The organism is Azospirillum palustre (genome assembly GCF_002573965.1).
Classification (GTDB): domain Bacteria; phylum Pseudomonadota; class Alphaproteobacteria; order Azospirillales; family Azospirillaceae; genus Azospirillum; species Azospirillum palustre.
On the sequence record NZ_PDKW01000043.1, the window covers coordinates 2,092,683 to 2,108,120 of the forward strand.

General features: G+C 67.5%; 16 protein-coding genes. 7 read left to right on the forward strand and 9 right to left on the reverse strand.

Going from position 1 to position 15,438, the window contains the following annotated elements; genetic code table 11:
* Window positions 1-92 precede the first annotated feature (92 nt).
* The 3 genes from CRT60_RS32130 (at window position 93) to CRT60_RS32140 (ending at window position 2,552) form a co-directional block, all read left to right on the forward strand.
* Window positions 93-1,034 (forward strand): bifunctional riboflavin kinase/FAD synthetase, encoded by a 942-nt coding sequence (locus tag CRT60_RS32130; RefSeq protein ID WP_098740462.1) that lies wholly within the window; start codon window positions 93-95, stop codon window positions 1,032-1,034.
* Between the two features lie 28 nt (window positions 1,035-1,062).
* Window positions 1,063-1,239: a hypothetical protein gene (locus CRT60_RS36570; protein ID WP_167421849.1), complete on the forward strand. Its 177-nt coding sequence runs from the start codon at window positions 1,063-1,065 to the stop codon at window positions 1,237-1,239.
* Window positions 1,240-1,349: 110 nt separating this feature from the next.
* Window positions 1,350-2,552 carry a multidrug effflux MFS transporter gene (locus CRT60_RS32140; RefSeq protein ID WP_098740464.1) on the forward strand — a complete coding sequence of 401 codons (1,203 nt, stop codon included), beginning with the start codon at window positions 1,350-1,352 and terminating at the stop codon, window positions 2,550-2,552.
* Here CRT60_RS32140 and CRT60_RS32145 read toward each other — a convergent pair.
* Window positions 2,518-3,096 (reverse strand): MgtC/SapB family protein, encoded by a 579-nt coding sequence (locus tag CRT60_RS32145; protein WP_098740465.1) that lies wholly within the window; start codon window positions 3,094-3,096, stop codon window positions 2,518-2,520. The two genes, CRT60_RS32140 and CRT60_RS32145, sit on opposite strands and share 35 nt — an antisense overlap.
* A gap of 438 nt (window positions 3,097-3,534) precedes the next feature.
* Here CRT60_RS32145 and CRT60_RS32150 point away from each other — a divergent pair, with 438 nt between their 5' ends.
* Window positions 3,535-4,671, forward strand: coding sequence for a type III PLP-dependent enzyme (locus tag CRT60_RS32150; protein WP_098740466.1), 1,137 nt, complete (start codon window positions 3,535-3,537; stop codon window positions 4,669-4,671).
* A gap of 217 nt (window positions 4,672-4,888) precedes the next feature.
* On the opposite strand, the gene CRT60_RS32155 is transcribed toward CRT60_RS32150, so the two are convergent.
* Complete coding sequence (locus CRT60_RS32155; protein WP_098740467.1) at window positions 4,889-5,101, reverse strand: DUF1127 domain-containing protein; 213 nt, start codon at window positions 5,099-5,101, stop codon at window positions 4,889-4,891.
* Between the two features lie 313 nt (window positions 5,102-5,414).
* On the opposite strand from CRT60_RS32155, the gene CRT60_RS32160 reads away from it, so the two are divergent.
* A complete protein-coding gene (locus tag CRT60_RS32160) occupies window positions 5,415-6,143 on the forward strand; it encodes an HAD family hydrolase (protein ID WP_098740468.1) in 729 nt (242 codons plus the stop codon).
* A 12-nt stretch (window positions 6,144-6,155) separates the two neighbouring features.
* Window positions 6,156-6,518 carry a cupin domain-containing protein gene (locus CRT60_RS32165; protein WP_098740469.1) on the forward strand — a complete coding sequence of 121 codons (363 nt, stop codon included), beginning with the start codon at window positions 6,156-6,158 and terminating at the stop codon, window positions 6,516-6,518.
* A 9-nt stretch (window positions 6,519-6,527) separates the two neighbouring features.
* Here CRT60_RS32165 and CRT60_RS32170 read toward each other — a convergent pair whose 3' ends face one another.
* From CRT60_RS32170 to CRT60_RS32180, 3 genes are all read right to left on the reverse strand, one after another.
* Complete coding sequence (locus CRT60_RS32170; RefSeq protein ID WP_098740470.1) at window positions 6,528-6,761, reverse strand: hypothetical protein; 234 nt, start codon at window positions 6,759-6,761, stop codon at window positions 6,528-6,530.
* Window positions 6,762-6,879: 118 nt separating this feature from the next.
* Window positions 6,880-8,382 (reverse strand): tripartite tricarboxylate transporter permease, encoded by a 1,503-nt coding sequence (locus CRT60_RS32175; RefSeq protein ID WP_098740471.1) that lies wholly within the window; start codon window positions 8,380-8,382, stop codon window positions 6,880-6,882.
* Entirely contained in the window at window positions 8,379-8,855 is a 477-nt protein-coding gene (locus CRT60_RS32180; protein WP_098740472.1) for a tripartite tricarboxylate transporter TctB family protein, read from the reverse strand. Before CRT60_RS32180 ends, CRT60_RS32175 begins: the two co-directional genes overlap by 4 nt.
* A 392-nt stretch (window positions 8,856-9,247) precedes the next feature.
* On the opposite strand from CRT60_RS32180, the gene CRT60_RS32185 reads away from it, so the two are divergent.
* On the forward strand, window positions 9,248-10,252 hold the full coding sequence (locus CRT60_RS32185) for a Bug family tripartite tricarboxylate transporter substrate binding protein (RefSeq protein ID WP_244592870.1): 1,005 nt from the start codon (window positions 9,248-9,250) through the stop codon (window positions 10,250-10,252).
* A gap of 41 nt (window positions 10,253-10,293) precedes the next feature.
* Here CRT60_RS32185 and queC read toward each other — a convergent pair whose 3' ends face one another.
* From queC to CRT60_RS32205, 4 genes are all read right to left on the reverse strand, one after another.
* On the reverse strand, window positions 10,294-11,022 hold the full coding sequence (queC, locus tag CRT60_RS32190) for a 7-cyano-7-deazaguanine synthase QueC (RefSeq protein ID WP_098740474.1): 729 nt from the start codon (window positions 11,020-11,022) through the stop codon (window positions 10,294-10,296).
* Window positions 11,023-11,110: 88 nt separating this feature from the next.
* The gene (locus CRT60_RS32195; protein WP_244592871.1) at window positions 11,111-13,027 is read right to left on the reverse strand and encodes a PAS domain-containing hybrid sensor histidine kinase/response regulator; all 1,917 of its coding nucleotides are present in this window, start codon (window positions 13,025-13,027) and stop codon (window positions 11,111-11,113) included.
* 133 nt (window positions 13,028-13,160) lie between these two features.
* Window positions 13,161-13,976: an alpha/beta fold hydrolase gene (locus CRT60_RS32200; RefSeq protein ID WP_098740475.1), complete on the reverse strand. Its 816-nt coding sequence runs from the start codon at window positions 13,974-13,976 to the stop codon at window positions 13,161-13,163.
* Window positions 13,977-13,986: 10 nt separating this feature from the next.
* Entirely contained in the window at window positions 13,987-15,312 is a 1,326-nt protein-coding gene (locus tag CRT60_RS32205) for an O-acetylhomoserine aminocarboxypropyltransferase (RefSeq protein ID WP_098740476.1), read from the reverse strand.
* Window positions 15,313-15,438 lie beyond the last annotated feature (126 nt).

Genomic DNA, 15,438 nt, shown 5'->3' on the forward strand with positions numbered 1-15,438 from the left:
ACGCCGGCGCGTTTACCCCGCGCCGGCGTCGGTCTATATAGACGCCCGAGCAAGCGGACCCGCCGGGGTCCGCCCACAGCACCGGGGCGCGCATGCGACTGTACAGACACACCGCCGACCTGCCGGCCGAAGAGCGGGGCGCCGTCGTGGCGCTCGGCAATTTCGACGGCGTCCATCGCGGGCATCAGACGGTCATCGGCACCGCCCAGCGCCTTGCCGCGGAACTGGGGGCGCCGTCCGCCGTCGTCACCTTCGAACCGCACCCGCGCAGCGTCTTCCGTCCCGACGACCCGCCCTTTCGCCTGACGCCGTTCCGCGTCAAGACCCGCCACATCGAGGCGCTGGGCGTCGACCAGCTGATCGTCTGCCATTTCGACGACGGCTTCCGCCACAAGACCGCGCAGGCCTTCGTCGACGAAATCCTGGTCGGCGGGCTGGGCGTGCGGCATGTCGTCTGCGGCTACGACTTCCTGTTCGGGCACAAGCGGTCGGGCGACCCCGCCTTCCTGCTGCAAGCCGGACGCGCCCAGGGCTTCGGCGTGACCGAGGTCGGGCCGGTCTCCGACGAACAGGGTGGCATCTATTCCTCCACCCGCGTGCGCGACGCGCTGACCGCCGGCCGGCCGCGCGAGGCCGCCCATGTGCTTGGCCATCCGTGGGAGATCGAGGGGCGCGTCGTCCATGGCGACCAGCGCGGCCGCACCATCGGCTTCCCCACCGCCAACATCGAGCTGGGCGAGTATCTGCGCCCGGCCTTCGGCGTCTATGCGGTGCGCGCCGGCATCGACCGCGCCGGCGAGACGGTCTGGCTGCCGGGTGTCGCCAATCTCGGCGCCCGCCCCACGGTGGACGGCACGGTCGCCCGACTGGAGGCCCATCTGTTCGATGTCGATCTCGACCTGTACGATTTGCATCTGCGCGTCCAGATGATCGACTTCCTGCGGCCGGAGATGAAGTTCCCCAGCTTCGATGCGCTGAAGGACCAGATCGTGCAGGATGCCGCCGCCGCCCGCGCCGTGCTGGCGGCCGGCTGACGGGAGGGGAATCGGAATGGGCCAAGGGGTGGAACGTGTCCTGATGCTGCTGTTCATGCTGAACCAGGGCGGCCCGACCACGCTGGAGTTCGCCAGCATGGAGCAGTGCAAGGCGGCCGAGCCGATCATCATCCAGAATTACCGCGAGATGACCGGCAACACCGTGCTGTCGCGCTGCATCCGCATGACGCTGCCGCCCAACTGACCGGGCTGAACGCGCGACAGCCTTGAGCCGGCAGCCGGCGATCCCCGCTGGCGGCGGTGGTTTCCTCTGATACAGTGCCGCCCCGTCCCCGCTTCGCTCCAAAGTCACCGATGCCCCGCCCCGACTCCCTGCCCATCCGCATCCTGCTGACGGCGCTGGTCGCCTTCGGCCCGCTGTCCACCGACCTCTATCTGCCGTCGCTGCCGACGCTGGTGCGGGTGTTCGGCACCGACGTCGCCACGGTGCAGCTGACCCTGTCGATCTTCCTGGTAGGCTTCGCGGTGTCGCAGCTGGTCTATGGGCCGATGTCGGACCGGTTCGGCCGGCGCCCGACCCTGCTGGTGGGGGTGACGATCTATCTGGCGGCCAGCGCCGTCTGCGCCATGACCAGCAGCATCGATGCGCTGATCGCCGCCCGCTTCTTCCAGGCGCTGGGCGCCTGTTGCGGTCCTGTGGTGGCGCGCGCGGTGGTGCGCGACGTGTTCGGGCGCGACCGCGCGGCGACGGTGCTGGCCTATATGTCGATGGCGATGGCGCTGGCCCCGGCGGTGGGGCCGATGCTGGGCGGCGTGCTGACGGAATGGTTCGGCTGGCGCGCCAACTTCGTGCTGCTGACAATCTTCGCCTGCGGCATCCTGGCCGCCGTGTGGTCGATGCTGGGCGAGACCAACGCGCATCGCGACGAGGACGCCCTGAGGCCAAGCCGGCTGGCGGCGAACTATCTGCTTTTGCTGCGCAACCGCGGCTTCCTCGGCTATGTGCTGGTGGTCGCCTTCTCCTACAGCGGCATCTTCTCCTTCATCTCCGGCTCCTCCTTCGTGCTGATCGAGCAGATGCACCTGACGCCGGCCCAGTATGGCGCCAGCTTCGGCGCGGTGGTGCTGGGCTACATGCTCGGCACCTTCCTGGCCGGGCGGCTGACGCCGCGGCTGGGCGGGCCAAGGATGATCCGGATGGGCACGCTGCTGTCGATGGGCGGCGGGCTGGCCGGCGGGGTGCTGGCGCTGGCCGGGGTGCTGCACCTGCTGGCCATCGTGGTGCCGGTCTTCCTGTTCATCCTGGGCACCGGGCTGACCCTGCCGAACGCCAGCGCCAACGCCGTCGGTCCCTACGCCACCATGGCCGGGCTGGCCTCCTCGCTGCTGGGCTTCGCGCAGATGGCCATTGCCGCGGTCATCGGCATCGTCGTCGGCCACATGAACGACGGCACCGCCCTGCCGATGATGGGGGCCATCGGTCTGGTCTCCCTGGGTGCCCTGCTGGCGCACCGGCTGCTGGTCATTCCCGCGGCGACGAGCGGGCGATCCGCCTGATCCCGCCCTGCTGGGAGGCGTGACGGGAGGAATGGCGGGACGTGCCGCGGCGCTTCCGGGGTTTCCCGGCATCGTCGCCGTCCTCTTTGCCCAACTGCGGGAAGCGATCCAGCAGAAAGGTGAACAGGATGGTCACGATCAGGCAGAGGCCCAGCGTCATCCCCGCCAGCATGTAGTATCCGGCGCCGCAGGCGATCCCCAGCGCGCCGGCCACCCAGATCACCGCCGCGGTGGTCGCCCCGCGCACGGTGTCGCCCGAGCGGAACATCACGCCGGCGCTGATGAAGCCGACCGCCTGGGCCACGCCCTGGATGACGCGGACGGGATCGCTCGGCCGCTCGTCCCCCGTCGCCTGCAGCCCGGCGTAAAGTTCCAATGCGACCAGCGTGGTCAGCGCACAGCTGATGGATATCAGCGTATGCGTGCGCAACCCCGCCGCTTTGCCCCGCATCTCGCGGTCGAGTCCAAGCAAAGCTCCGCACAAGGCCGCCGCCAGCAGCCGCAGCCCGATTTCCCCGGAAGTCAGAACACTGGTCAAGCCCATGAAATTGCTCCGGTTTTTCCGCCCTCCAAACGGTCTGCCACTTTTTTGGGGCAGACGGCATTTTTCACTTTGCAATCGTTCGCGTTGGATCTATGTAACGCGAACTCGCAAGCGCACGTGCCGCTGGCCCGCCCCTCGGCGTCTCCGAGATGTGGTTATGCAACGACGTAACGCGTGATCCCCGACCGTCCCTTAAACAAGGCGGCGACTTGGAGGTTACGATGGTTGATGTTGTTGTGGGTGGGCGCGTGCTCACCCGTCTCCGAAATTTGCCGCTCCTGGACCATACGGACAGAACAGGGTTCTGTACGGGGAAATCCAGTATTGGCGGCTTGAGCGCCTGATCAGCTTTTTCAGTTGCTGATCGGCCCGCTCGGCCGCTCCGTCCCCCCGACTTCACCCTTTCCGTTCCATCATCTTGCGTCCCAGGAGACCTCGATGACCCAGAAGATTGCGCGCTTTTTCGAAGAGCAGCGCCCGCAGACCCCTTGCCTCGTCATCGATCTGGATGTCGTCGAGCAGAACTACAACGATCTGCACGACGCCCTGCCCGACGCCCGCATCTTCTATGCGGTGAAGGCGAACCCGGCCGCGGAAATCCTCAGCCTGCTGGCCCGTCTCGGCTCTGCCTTCGACTGCGCCTCGGTCCCGGAAATCCAGATGGCGCTGGCCGCCGGTGCCACCCCGGACCGCATCTCCTTCGGCAACACCATCAAGAAGGAGAGCGACGTGCGCCGCGCCTTCGAGCTGGGCGTGCGCCTGTTCGCCTTCGACAGCGAGCCGGAACTGGAGAAGATCGAGCGCGCCGCCCCCGGGGCCCGCGTGTTCTGCCGCATCCTGACCTCGGGCGAGGGTGCCGAATGGCCGCTGTCTCGCAAGTTCGGCTGCGACCTGAAGATGGCGCGCGAGCTGCTGCTGAAGGCACGCGACATGAACGTGCAGCCCTATGGCGTGTCGTTCCATGTCGGCTCGCAGCAGAAGGATCTGATGCAGTGGGACCATGCCATCTTCCAGGTGGCGCAGCTGTTCCGTGAGCTTGAGGTGCTGGGCGTCGACCTGGGCATGATCAACCTGGGCGGCGGCTTCCCCACCCGCTACCGCACCGACGTGCCGGAATGCACCGCCTACGGCCAGGCGATCTTCGACTCGCTGCGCAATCACTTCGGCAACCACCTGCCGGAGACCATCGTGGAGCCCGGCCGCGGCATGGTCGGCAGCGCCGGCATCATCGAGAGCGAAGTGGTCCTGGTGTCGCGCAAGTCGGCCGAGGATCCGAAGCGCTGGGTCTATCTCGACATCGGCAAGTTCGGCGGCCTGGCCGAGACGATGGACGAAGCGATCCAGTATCCGATCGAGGTGCTGGGCGATGATCTGGAGAGCGACCGCGAGGCGGTGATCCTGGCCGGACCGACCTGCGACAGCGCCGACGTGCTGTACGAGCGTGCCGACTACAAGATGCCGGTGGACCTGAAGTGCGGCGACCGCGTGCGCATCCACGCCACCGGCGCCTACACCACGACCTATTCGGCCGTCTGCTTCAACGGCTTCGAGCCGCTCAAGCACTACTGCATCTGAGGATGAGAGGGGCGGGGCGGTGCCCTGCCCGTCTTCGGTCCGCCAAGAGAAAGCCCGCCTGCCGGTTCACCCGGCGGCGGGTTTTCTCTTTTCCGGCCGGCTGTTTTTTGTGCAGCCTATTTCTTAAGCAGACTCAAGTATCGGACAAAGAAAAAGGCCGCCTCCGATCAACGGAAGCGGCCTTTCTCAGTGCGTTCGCCGGCCGGCGTACAGGCGCTCATTCGCGCCAGAACGGCTTCGACATCTCGCGCTCGGCATCCAGGCGGCTGAAGCCGATGTCCTGGAGCATACGGTCGTCCAGATAGCCCAGCTCGCGGCGGGTGACGACGCGCTGGCGCCACAGGCCCAGCAGATTCGAAGCGATTTCGACGACATGGCCGAAGGTGGTGTTGGCGTGGCCGGTCTCGGCGGAGTGAAGAAGGGTTGCCATGATGGAGATTCCTGAGATGTCTTGTTTTGGAGGGTCCGCCGGTCGGCGATCACGTCCTCCTTGTGTGGAAATATAATTATGCTTCTTTGAGCCATGTTGCCACCCCCGACGGCAACATGCCCGCTTTGCAGGCAGCGAAGAACTCGCCATGGAATGTCACCGATCTGTGGCAAAATCGTCATTGCGGATACTTACGGTTCGCCGGACTGACAATAAACAACCCCCACATCGGCTCCCTCTGGACAAGGCAGGCTGACTTGGGCGATTTATTGTTTTACTTACGGATCAATATCGCGGACCAGTGGACAGGCTTATGAGCAGCATCCCCGGAACCGCCGGCACCCCCGCCGGCCAGCAGTTCGAGACCATCGGCTTCGATGGCGACGACACGCTCTGGCACAATGAATCGCTGTTTTCGATGACGCAGGACCGCTTCCGCGCCCTGCTGGCCCACGCCGCCGACCCGACAGACCTGGACCGCCGCCTGCTGGAGGCGGAACGGGCGAACCTCAGCGTCTATGGCTACGGCATCAAGGGCTTCGTGCTGTCGATGATCGAGACGGCGATTGCCGTCACCGACGGCCATGTCCCCGCCCGCGACCTGCAAAGCCTGATCGACTTCGGCAAGGCGATGCTGGAGCATCCGGTGGAGCTTCTGCCCGGCGTGAAGGAGGTGGTGGAGACGCTGGCCGGCCGTCGTCACCGGCTGGTGCTGATCACCAAGGGCGACCTGTTCGACCAGGAAAGCAAGATTGCGCGCTCCGGCCTGTCGGACCTCTTCCACGCGGTGGAAATCGTCAGCGAGAAGGACCCGGCCACCTACCGCCGGGTGATGGACCGCCACGGCATCGACCCGGCCCGCTTCCTGATGGTCGGCAACTCGGTGCGTTCCGACATCCTGCCGGTGCTGGCGACCGGCGCCCATGCCGTCCATATCCCCTATGCCATCACCTGGGCGCATGAGGAGGCCGAGGTGCCCGATGAGCATTACCGCCGTCTGGAGTCGGTCCGCGACTTGCCGGCATTGCTGGCCAACTGGTGAGGAACCCTGACGATGACCCTGTCCACTCCCCTGTCGCTCCTGGCCGAGCTCGACGGCATCACGCCCGAAGCGGGCGCACCGGCGGCCGAGCGCATCCTGTCGGGCGCGCCGGTCTTCACCAGCTGGAACGGCTACGAATCGCCCGACGGCAAGCGGTTCGCCGGCACTTGGCGCTCGACGCCCGGCTCCTGGCGCATCGTCTATGACGAGTGGGAGTATTGCGAGATTCTGGAGGGCGAAAGCATCGTCGCCCATGACGATGGCCGGTCATGGACCCTGAAGGCCGGGGACCGTTTCGTCATCGAACCGGGATTCCAGGGGAGCTGGACGGTGGTCGCGGCCACCACCAAGCGCTATGTGGTGGTCCTGCCCTGACCGACCGGCCTAACCGGTGATCTCGACGGACTGCTGGGCGGTGTTGTGGCTGAGGATGGTGACGGCCTTGCGCCCGATCTCCACCGCCAGCACGCCCAGGACGAGGATCGAGGCGACCAGCATCAGGCGGGCGATGTCGCGGGACCAGCTGCGCTTGCGGGCATTGGCCCGGCGATGTGCGCGGATCACCGCCTGAGCGGCACGGCCGGGCAAACGCTGTCCCATCCAGGCGGTGGCGGCCATGATGCGCTCCCTCACCATTCCCAACAATCGATATGCTTTTATATAAAATTTTATCTTGTTTGGCAAGGAGCGAGTCCCGCAGCGGATTGCCGCAGGACTCGCTCAAGAAAGGCGGCGCCTACTCCTTGAAGGCCACCTCGCGCTGGCGGCGGAAGGCCGGCAGCAGGATCAGGGCCAGCAGGCCGGCGGCCACCGCCATCAGGCCGGCGCTGATCGGCCGGGAGACGAAGATGCCCAGGTCGCCATGCGACAGCAGCATCGCCCGGCTCAGATTCTCCTCCAGCAGCGGGCCGAGGACGAAGCCGAGCAGCAGCGGCGCCGGTTCGCAGTCCAGCTTTTTCAGCACATAGCCGAACAGGCCGAAGCCGGCCATCATCACCACGTCGAAGACGTCGTTGCGCAGGCTGTAGGTGCCGATGCAGCAGAAGACCAGGATGGCCGGGAACAGGTAGGCGTAGGGAACGCGCAGCAGCCGCACCCAGATGCCGATCAGCGGCAGGTTCAGCACCACCAGCATGATGTTGCCGACCAGCATGCTGGCGATCATGCCCCAGAACAGGTCGGGCTGCTTGGTCATGATCTGCGGGCCCGGCGTGATGCCGTGGATCATCATCGCGCCGATCATCAGCGCCATCACCGCGTTGGACGGAATGCCGAGGCTGAGCATCGGGATGAAGCTGGCCTGGGCGCCGGCGTTGTTGGCGGCCTCCGGCCCGGCGACGCCCTGGATGGCGCCCTTGCCGAAGGCGGACGGATCGCGCGCCACCTTCTTTTCCAGCGCGTAGGAGGAAAAGGCGCTCAACGTCGCCCCGCCACCCGGCAGGATGCCGAGGAAGGCGCCGAGAGCCGTGCCGCGCACGGCGGCCGGCCAGGCGTCCTTGAAGTCCTGCCAGCTCGGCCACAGCCGATGGATCGGCGACGGTTCGATGCCGCGTCCCTCGGTTTCCTCCAGATTGATGATGATGTCGGCCAGCCCGAACAGCCCCATGGCGAGCGGCACGAAGTCCAGCCCGTCATAAAGCTGCGGGATGTCGAAGGTGAAGCGCATCTGGCCGGAATTGACGTCGGTGCCGACCATGGAGAGCAGCAGCCCGATCAGGATCATCGCCACCGCCTTGACGACGGATCCATGGGCGAGGATCACCGCGCCGATCAGGCCGACCAGCATCAGCGCCACATATTCCGACGGACCGAAGGCCAGCGCCACCCCGGCCAGCGGCGGTCCGGCGACGGCGATGACCAGAGTTGTCACGATACCGGCGAACAGCGAGGCCAGCGCCGCGGTCGCCAGCGCCACGCCGCCGCGGCCCTGGCGCGCCATCGCGTTGCCGTCGAGACAGGTCATGACGGACGAGGATTCGCCCGGCAGCTTCACCAGGATGGCGGTGGTCGAGCCGCCATACTGGGCACCGTAGAAGATACCGGCCAGCATGATCAGCGCGCCGACCGGCGGCAGGTAGAAGGTGATCGGCAGCAGCAGCGCCACCGTCGCCGTCGGCCCCAGCCCCGGCAGAACGCCGATCAGCGTGCCGATCAGCGCGCCGAGGAAGCAATAGAGCAGGTTCATCGGCTCGACCGACACGCCCAGCCCGAGCCAGAGATTGGCGAAGACGTCCATCATGGCCAGATCTGGAGCGGCAGGCCCAGTCCCCAGGAGAAGATGGCGACGCAAGTGGAAGCCAGCGTGGCCCACAGCGCGGTGAAGGGACCCGGACGCAGCGGCCGGCCGGCCAGTCCGCCGATGCCGATCAGCGCCAGGATGGCGAGCACCAGCCCCAGCTTGTCGAGCAGGGCGGCGAAGGCCACCACAGCGACGGTGATGGCGACCGACGGCCGCCATGCCCAGGCCAGCGCCGCCGGCGCATCGGCGGTCAGGGCGCGAAACATCGTCGCGAGCCCGGACGCCAGCAGGAAATAGCAGACGAGCCGCGGGAAGAAGCCGGCCTGCATCATGGCCAGCGACCCGGCCTCCCAATTGCGCGCCAGCCACAGCCCGCCGAGTGCGATGGCCGCGAGCAGCAGCCCGGCCGCAAGGTCCTGGGGCGATCTCAGCCGGAAGGCAGCCGGCCGTGGCGATCTCAGGGTATGTGTCATTGGATGGATGTCCGCTCTCTCAGGCACGCGACGGCGAGTAGGCCGGATTCAGCGCTCTCGCTTCGTGGAACGAGTTCATCGGACGAGGGGCACGGGAGGAAGCGGGTCCGCCCCCAACCGGGCGCAGTCCACACTGGCCGTTCCGAACCCTCGGCACCCGAATCCGCGGGTTGCATTATCTCCGCGCGCCGCATCTCCGTCGAGTGTCATATGCATGCTGTTGCGCGCTTTAATTCGCGGCATAAGGGAATTTTCAAACTTTATCCGCTGCACTTTGCGCCGGCACACCCTTTCCGATATCGATAAATTTAGACAATGCACGCATAAGCGACGGTGTGTGGGCCAAGGCGAGCGGGGCCGGACGCATCGGCACGACAGCAAGGGATGGAACGATGACAGCAGCGACCCGATTTCTGCGCATGGCCGGTGGCCGCGCCGCATTCCTTCTCGGCACGGCACTGGCGGCGCTGGTTCTGTGCACCGCGGCCGGCCCGATGGCGCAGGCCGCCTATCCTGAGAAGCCGATCACCATGATCGTGGCCTATGGGGCCGGCGGATCGACCGACGTGACGGCCCGCATGCTGGCGCCCTACATCGAGCGGTATCTGGGGGGCGCCCGGATCGTCATCCTGAACCGTCCCGGCGCCGGCGGGGAGATCGGCTTCGCCGCCATCGCCGACGCCGTGCCCGACGGCTACACCATCGGCTTCATCAACACGCCGAACCTCATCACCATCCCGATCGAACGGCAGGCGCGCTATGGCCTCGACCGGCTGGACCCGCTGGTGAACATCGTCGACGATCCCGGTGTGATGACCGTCAGCGCCGACAGCCCCTTCCGCTCGGTCGCGGACGTCGTCGCCAATGCCAAGGCCAATCCACGCGTTCTCACCGTCGGTTCGACCGGCATCGGCTCCGACGACCATCTCGCCATGCTTCTGCTGGAACGGCAGGCCGGGGTTCACCTCACCCATGTGCCCTTTCCCGGCAGCGCCGAGAATTACCGGGCGATGCTGGGCCGGCACATCCAGATCTGCGACCAGAACCTGGGCGAGGGGCTGCGCGGAATCGCCGGTGGCGACCCGGTGCGGATGCTGGGCGTGATGAGCCGCTCGCGCTGGGACATGGCGCCCGACCTGCCGACCTTCCGCGAGCAGGGCTATGCCATCGACATGGTGTCGATGCGCGGCATCGGTGCTCCGAAAGGCCTGCCGCCGGAGATCCGCCGCACCCTGATCGAGGCGGTCACCAAGGCCGCCATGGATCCGGAATTCCAGGCCAAGGCGCGCGAGACCTTCCAGCCGCTGCGCATCGTCGGCCCCGACGCCTTCGCCGCCGAACTGAAGCAGCTGGACGGCGAGTTCCGCAGCCTGTGGACCGAGATGCCGTGGAAGTGACGGCCTGGATATAAGAACCGATTGCGAAACGATCCCGTCCGTTACGCCTTCGTTCCGGTATCGTAACGAATTGGGTCGGTCATTCCGGCTTCGGAAAAGCCCTTGAGACGCAGCAGGCAGCTGTCACAGGCGCCGCAGGACAGCCCCTCCGGCGTCGGGTCGTAGCAGGAGTGGGTGAGGCTGTAGTCCACCCCCAGTTCCAGCCCCCGGCGGACGATGGCGGCCTTGTCCAGCATCATCAGCGGCGCATGGATCTTGAAGCGGCTGGTGCCTTCGACCCCGGCCTTGGTGGCGAGGTTGGCGAGTGTTTCGAAGGCCGCGATGTATTCGGGGCGGCAGTCGGGATAGCCGGAGTAATCCAGCGCATTGACGCCGATGAACAGGTCGGATGACCCCAGCGTTTCCGCCCAGGCCAGCGCGAAGGACAGGAAGACGGTGTTGCGCGCCGGGACATAGGTGACGGGGATGCCCTCGCCCAGCCCGGCCTGCAAGCCGGCGGCGCTGTCGTGCTTCGGCACGGCGATGGAGTCGGTCAGGGCCGAACCGCCGAAGGCGCGCAGGTCGATGTCGGCGATCACATGCCGCTCCACCCCCATCGCCGAGACCACCCGCCGCGCCGCTTCCAGCTCCACCGAATGGCGCTGGCCGTAGCGGAAGCTCAGCGCATTGACCCGATAGCCCTCGGCCTTGGCGATGGCGAGCACCGTCGTCGAGTCGAGCCCGCCGCTGACCAGCACCACCGCGTCCCTGACACCGTTCCGATCCGCCATCGCACACCTCTGCCTTTCCGAAGCCGTCCGCCCGACAGGGCGGACATCCCGCGACAGCTTCTGGCACATCCGGGCGGCACAGGCCAGATCAGGACATCGACGCCAGCAACTCCGCGATGGTCATGATGCGCGACGGCGGCAGCCGGATGGTGGCGGTACAGCCCTGCCCCGGCGCACTGTCCAACGTCAGCGTGCCGCCATGCGCCTCGACCAGACGCAACGCCAGCGGCAGGCCGAGACCGATGCCTTCGTGACGGCGGGTGACGGTCTGGTCGATCTGGCCGAAGGGGGTGAGCGCCTGCGCGACGTCCTCCTGCCGCATGCCGACGCCGCGGTCGCGCACCGACAGCTCCACCCAGCCATCGGCGGCGAGCCCGGCGGACAGGCTGACCGGACCACCCGGATGGCTGAACTTGATGGCGTTCGACAGCAGGTTCCTCAAAGCCTGCCCAAGGCGGCGGTCGTCGCCGCGGATCGGCGGCAGATTGCCGTCGGCCACCACCTCGACCGTCACGCCCTGACGGGTCGCATGGAAGCGCAGATCCGCCACCACGCGCTCGATCAACGCCGACAGGTTCACCGATCCTTCGACCAGCGAGAACCCGCCGGCATCGACGCGCGCCATGTCGAGGATGTCGTCGATGATCGCAAGAAGCTGTTCGCCGGCCTGCCGGATCGCCCCGACGCAGTCAGCCACCAAGTCATGTTGCCGCCCACCGGTGGCGTTGGTCCCGGCTTGCGTCTCCAACAGCTGGGAGAAGCCGATCACCGCGTTCAACGGGGTGCGCAACTCGTGGCTCATCGTCGCGATGAAGGTCGATTTCGCCTGGTTGCCGGCCTCCGCCGCCTCCTTGGCGGCCAGAAGCTCGGCCTCGGCCCGCCGGCGCTCGGTCACGTCGCGAAGAATGGCGGTGTAGATCCGCCGCCCCTCCACCTCGCTGGCGCTGACCGACAGCTCGACCGGAAAGCGGGTGCCGTCGGCACGCTCCGCCTCAGCCGCACGGTCGCGGGCGACCAGGGCGGTGGTCTGGCCGGGAGCGAACTCCAGCCGGATGCCGCCCTCCTCCCGCAAATCGGCCAGCGGGATCAGGCGGTCGAGCGGGCGCCACAGCAGGTCGCCCGCCGCAACGCCGAACATCGCCTCCGCCGCACGGTTGAAGCTGAGCAGCACGCCCGCCTCGTCGACGGTCAGGATGGCGTCGGCGGCGGTGTCGAGAACCGCCTCGTTGCGCGCCTCCGACAGGCGGAGCGCGTTGGCGGTGAGCACATATTCGCTGACGTCGGTGATGGTGGCGATGATGCCGCCATCCTCCAGGCGGATGCGCTGGCACAGCACCCGGCGGTCGGCACCCGTGCCGTCGGGATCGTGGAAGCGGAAATCGGTCGCCGCGGCATCGCAGCCCGAGTCCAGCCGCCAATCCGCCGCCACCCGCTCGCGGTCCTCCGGATGCACAGCATCGAGCCAGCCCCTGCCGAGCAGCCGGTCGGGCTCCAACCCGGTGATCCCGGCCAGACGGGCATTGGCGAACTGCACCTGCCCGGCGGCATCGGCCTGCAATATGCCGACCGGCACCGCCTCCGCCAGGGTGCGGTAACGCGCCTCGCTGGCGCGCAGCCGCTCCGACAGGGCGATGTGGTCGCTGATGTCGCGGATGTTCAACACCAGCCCGCCGATGGCCGGATCGGCCAGCGCGTTGCGGGTGGTGACCTCCAGCCAGCGCCAGCCGCCATCGGCATGGCGGAAGCGGAAGACGGCGCGGCCGCTGCTGCCCGCGGGAGCGTTCACGCGGAGTTGCAGCCGGCGCCGCGCCTCTTCCACATCGTCGGGATGGATAAAGTCGCCGAGCGACGCGCCGGTCAGCGCCTCCGGCGCATAGCCCAGCAGATCGCCCGCGGACTCGCCGATGCGGCGTACGCGCCCGTCCGGCGACAGCACCGCGGCAAGCTCGTGGCGATCCTGGAACAGGCCGCCGATCCTGAGTTCCCTGGACAGGCCATCCTGCAAGACGACACTCCCGACCCTGATGCGGACGGCGGGATTGCGCTCGATCCCGCCATCCGCAGGGTAATCGGAGGGCGTTAACGGTTCATGTCAGGATCAACCCGACTCCGGGTGCATGATTGCTGGGTTGAAAGCGCTATCCCCGCCGCAGGGACAGGAAGGATGCCAACGCTTCCAGCACCGCATCGGGGGACTCGGTCATCACCATATGCCCGGTCTGCGGCAGGACGACGACCTGCGATGTCTTGACGCGGGCGGCCAGCGACCGTCCGGCCTTCGCCGGAGTCATCTTGTCGAGCGCGCCCAGCAGGAACAGCGCCGGACAGCCGACCATCGCAGCGGTATCGGCCCCCTGCCCATAGTCGTTGCAGGCGGCGAGATCGACGCCCAGCACGCCCGGACGCACCGAAGCCATCAGCCGGCGTCCGCCGGGGATCAGCGCCAGCCCCGGCGTCGGGCAGCCGCCGCCCTGGGCGCCGCCATGGCCGCGCGGGCCGGAGCCCCAGCCGATCACCATCTCGATGGCCGACTGCTCCCCGGCATGGGCCGCGGCCAACAGGTCCGGATGGACCGGCATCCGCTCCGCCACGCCCAGCAGCGCGACCGCCTCCACCCGCCCCTCATGGCGGGCGGCGGCGTCCAGCGCCACCAGCGCACCCATGGAGTGGCCGACCAGCGCCGCCCGCTCCAGCCCGGCGGCGTCCAGCAGGGCGATCACCCAGTCGGCGATGGCGGCGATGCTGTCCAGCGGCTCGCCGCCGGAACGGCCATGGCCGGGCAGATCGACCGCCAGGACGGAGCGGCCGTGGTGGGCGAGATAGCGGCTTTGCAGGCTCCACACGCTGTGGTCCATGCCGGCGCCGTGGATCAGCACGACAGCCGGACGGGCGGGGTCGATGTCCCGGCCGCCGGTATGGATGAAGACGGGGTTTCCGTTGACGGTCAGCTGCATGGCGCGGCCCTCAGCCCTTGGTGGCGGCGCGCAGCGCCTGCTTCAGATCGTCGATCAGGTCTTCGCAATCCTCCAGCCCGATGGACAGGCGGATCATGTCCTCCCCCACCCCGGAGGCGGCGAGCGCCTCGGCATTGAGCTGGGCGTGGGTGGTGCTGGCCGGATGGATCACCAGCGACTTGGCGTCGCCGACATTGGCAAGGTGCGAGAACAGGGTCAGCGACTCGATGAAACGCCGTCCGGCCTCGCGGCCGCTGCCCTGCGCACCGGCCCGGATGCCGAAGGAGATGATCGAACCGGCGCCATGCGGCAGCAGCCGGGCGGCCAGCGCATGGTCGGGATGGTCGACAAGCTCCGGATAGGAGACCCAGGCGACCGCACCCTTCTCCGAATTCAGCTCCCCTTCCAGGAAGCAGACGACCTTGCGGGCGTTGTGGATGTGGCACTTCATCCGCAGCGGCAGCGTCTCCACGCCCTGCAGGATCTGGAAAGCGTTCATCGGGCTCATGCAGGCGCCGAAATCGCGCAGACCCTCGGCACGGGCACGGGCGATGAAGGCGGCCGGGCCGTATTCCTCGGCGAAATCGATGCCGTGATAGCCGGCATAGGGCTCGGTCAGGGTCGGGAACTTGCCCGACGCCTCCCAGTCGAAGCGGCCGCCGTCGATCACCACGCCGCCGATGGCGGTGCCGTGCCCGCTCAGCCACTTGGTGCAGGAATGCATGACCAGATCGGCGCCATGCTCGAACGGCCGGCAGAGATAGGGGGTGGTGAAGGTCGAGTCGATCAGCAGCGGAATCCCGGCCTCATGGGCGATGGCCGCCACCTTCGGCACGTCCAGCACCTCCAGCCCGGGATTGCCCAGCACCTCGCCGAAGACCAGCCGGGTCTCATCACGGATCGCGGCGCGGATGCCGTCGAAGTCACGCGGATGGACGAAGGTCGTGGTGATGCCGAAGCGCGGCAAGGTATAGGCCAGGAGGTTGCGGCTGCCGCCATAGATGGAAGAGGAGGCGACGATGTGTCCGCCCGCCCCCATCAGCGTCATGATGGAGAGCGTCAGCGCCGCCTGTCCGCTGGCGGTGCAGACCGCGCCCACCCCGCCTTCCAGCGTCGCCAGCCGCTCCTCCAGCACCGCGACGGTCGGATTGGAGATGCGCGAATAGATGTGGCCGGGCCGCTCCAGGTTGAACAGGGCTGCCGCCTGATCGACGTCGCTGAAGACGTAGGAGGAGGTCAGGTGGATCGGAACCGCCCGCGCCCCGGTGGCCGGATCGGGCTTCTGCCCCGCATGCAGGCTCTGCGTATCGAACTTCAGGAACTTGGCGCCAGCCATGCTCCCCCTCCCCTCGAAGTTGGCACCGAAAATTAAAAGAGGGCCGCTTGATATCGAGCGGCCCTCTCTGCTTTTCAGCGTCTTATTTGCCAGCCCTGTTCAACCCGCATTCCTGCGGCATCGACG

Bases quoted from the DNA above. Each gene is read 5' to 3' on its own strand.
- CRT60_RS32140 (WP_098740464.1), top strand. From the start codon at position 1,350: ATGCCCCGCCCCGACTCCCTGCCCATCCGCATCCTGCTGACGGCGCTG.
- CRT60_RS32160 (WP_098740468.1), top strand. From the start codon at position 5,415: ATGAGCAGCATCCCCGGAACCGCCGGCACCCCCGCCGGCCAGCAGTTC.
- CRT60_RS32155 (WP_098740467.1), bottom strand. From the start codon at position 5,101: ATGGCAACCCTTCTTCACTCCGCCGAGACCGGCCACGCCAACACCACC.
- queC (WP_098740474.1), bottom strand. From the start codon at position 11,022: ATGGCGGATCGGAACGGTGTCAGGGACGCGGTGGTGCTGGTCAGCGGC.
- CRT60_RS32180 (WP_098740472.1), bottom strand. From the start codon at position 8,855: ATGACACATACCCTGAGATCGCCACGGCCGGCTGCCTTCCGGCTGAGA.
- CRT60_RS32200 (WP_098740475.1), bottom strand. From the start codon at position 13,976: ATGCAGCTGACCGTCAACGGAAACCCCGTCTTCATCCATACCGGCGGC.
- CRT60_RS32170 (WP_098740470.1), bottom strand. From the start codon at position 6,761: ATGGCCGCCACCGCCTGGATGGGACAGCGTTTGCCCGGCCGTGCCGCT.
- CRT60_RS32145 (WP_098740465.1), bottom strand. From the start codon at position 3,096: ATGGGCTTGACCAGTGTTCTGACTTCCGGGGAAATCGGGCTGCGGCTG.
- CRT60_RS32150 (WP_098740466.1), top strand. From the start codon at position 3,535: ATGACCCAGAAGATTGCGCGCTTTTTCGAAGAGCAGCGCCCGCAGACC.
- CRT60_RS32205 (WP_098740476.1), bottom strand. From the start codon at position 15,312: ATGGCTGGCGCCAAGTTCCTGAAGTTCGATACGCAGAGCCTGCATGCG.
- CRT60_RS32175 (WP_098740471.1), bottom strand. From the start codon at position 8,382: ATGATGGACGTCTTCGCCAATCTCTGGCTCGGGCTGGGCGTGTCGGTC.
- CRT60_RS32130 (WP_098740462.1), top strand. From the start codon at position 93: ATGCGACTGTACAGACACACCGCCGACCTGCCGGCCGAAGAGCGGGGC.
- CRT60_RS32165 (WP_098740469.1), top strand. From the start codon at position 6,156: ATGACCCTGTCCACTCCCCTGTCGCTCCTGGCCGAGCTCGACGGCATC.
- CRT60_RS32185 (WP_244592870.1), top strand. From the start codon at position 9,248: ATGACAGCAGCGACCCGATTTCTGCGCATGGCCGGTGGCCGCGCCGCA.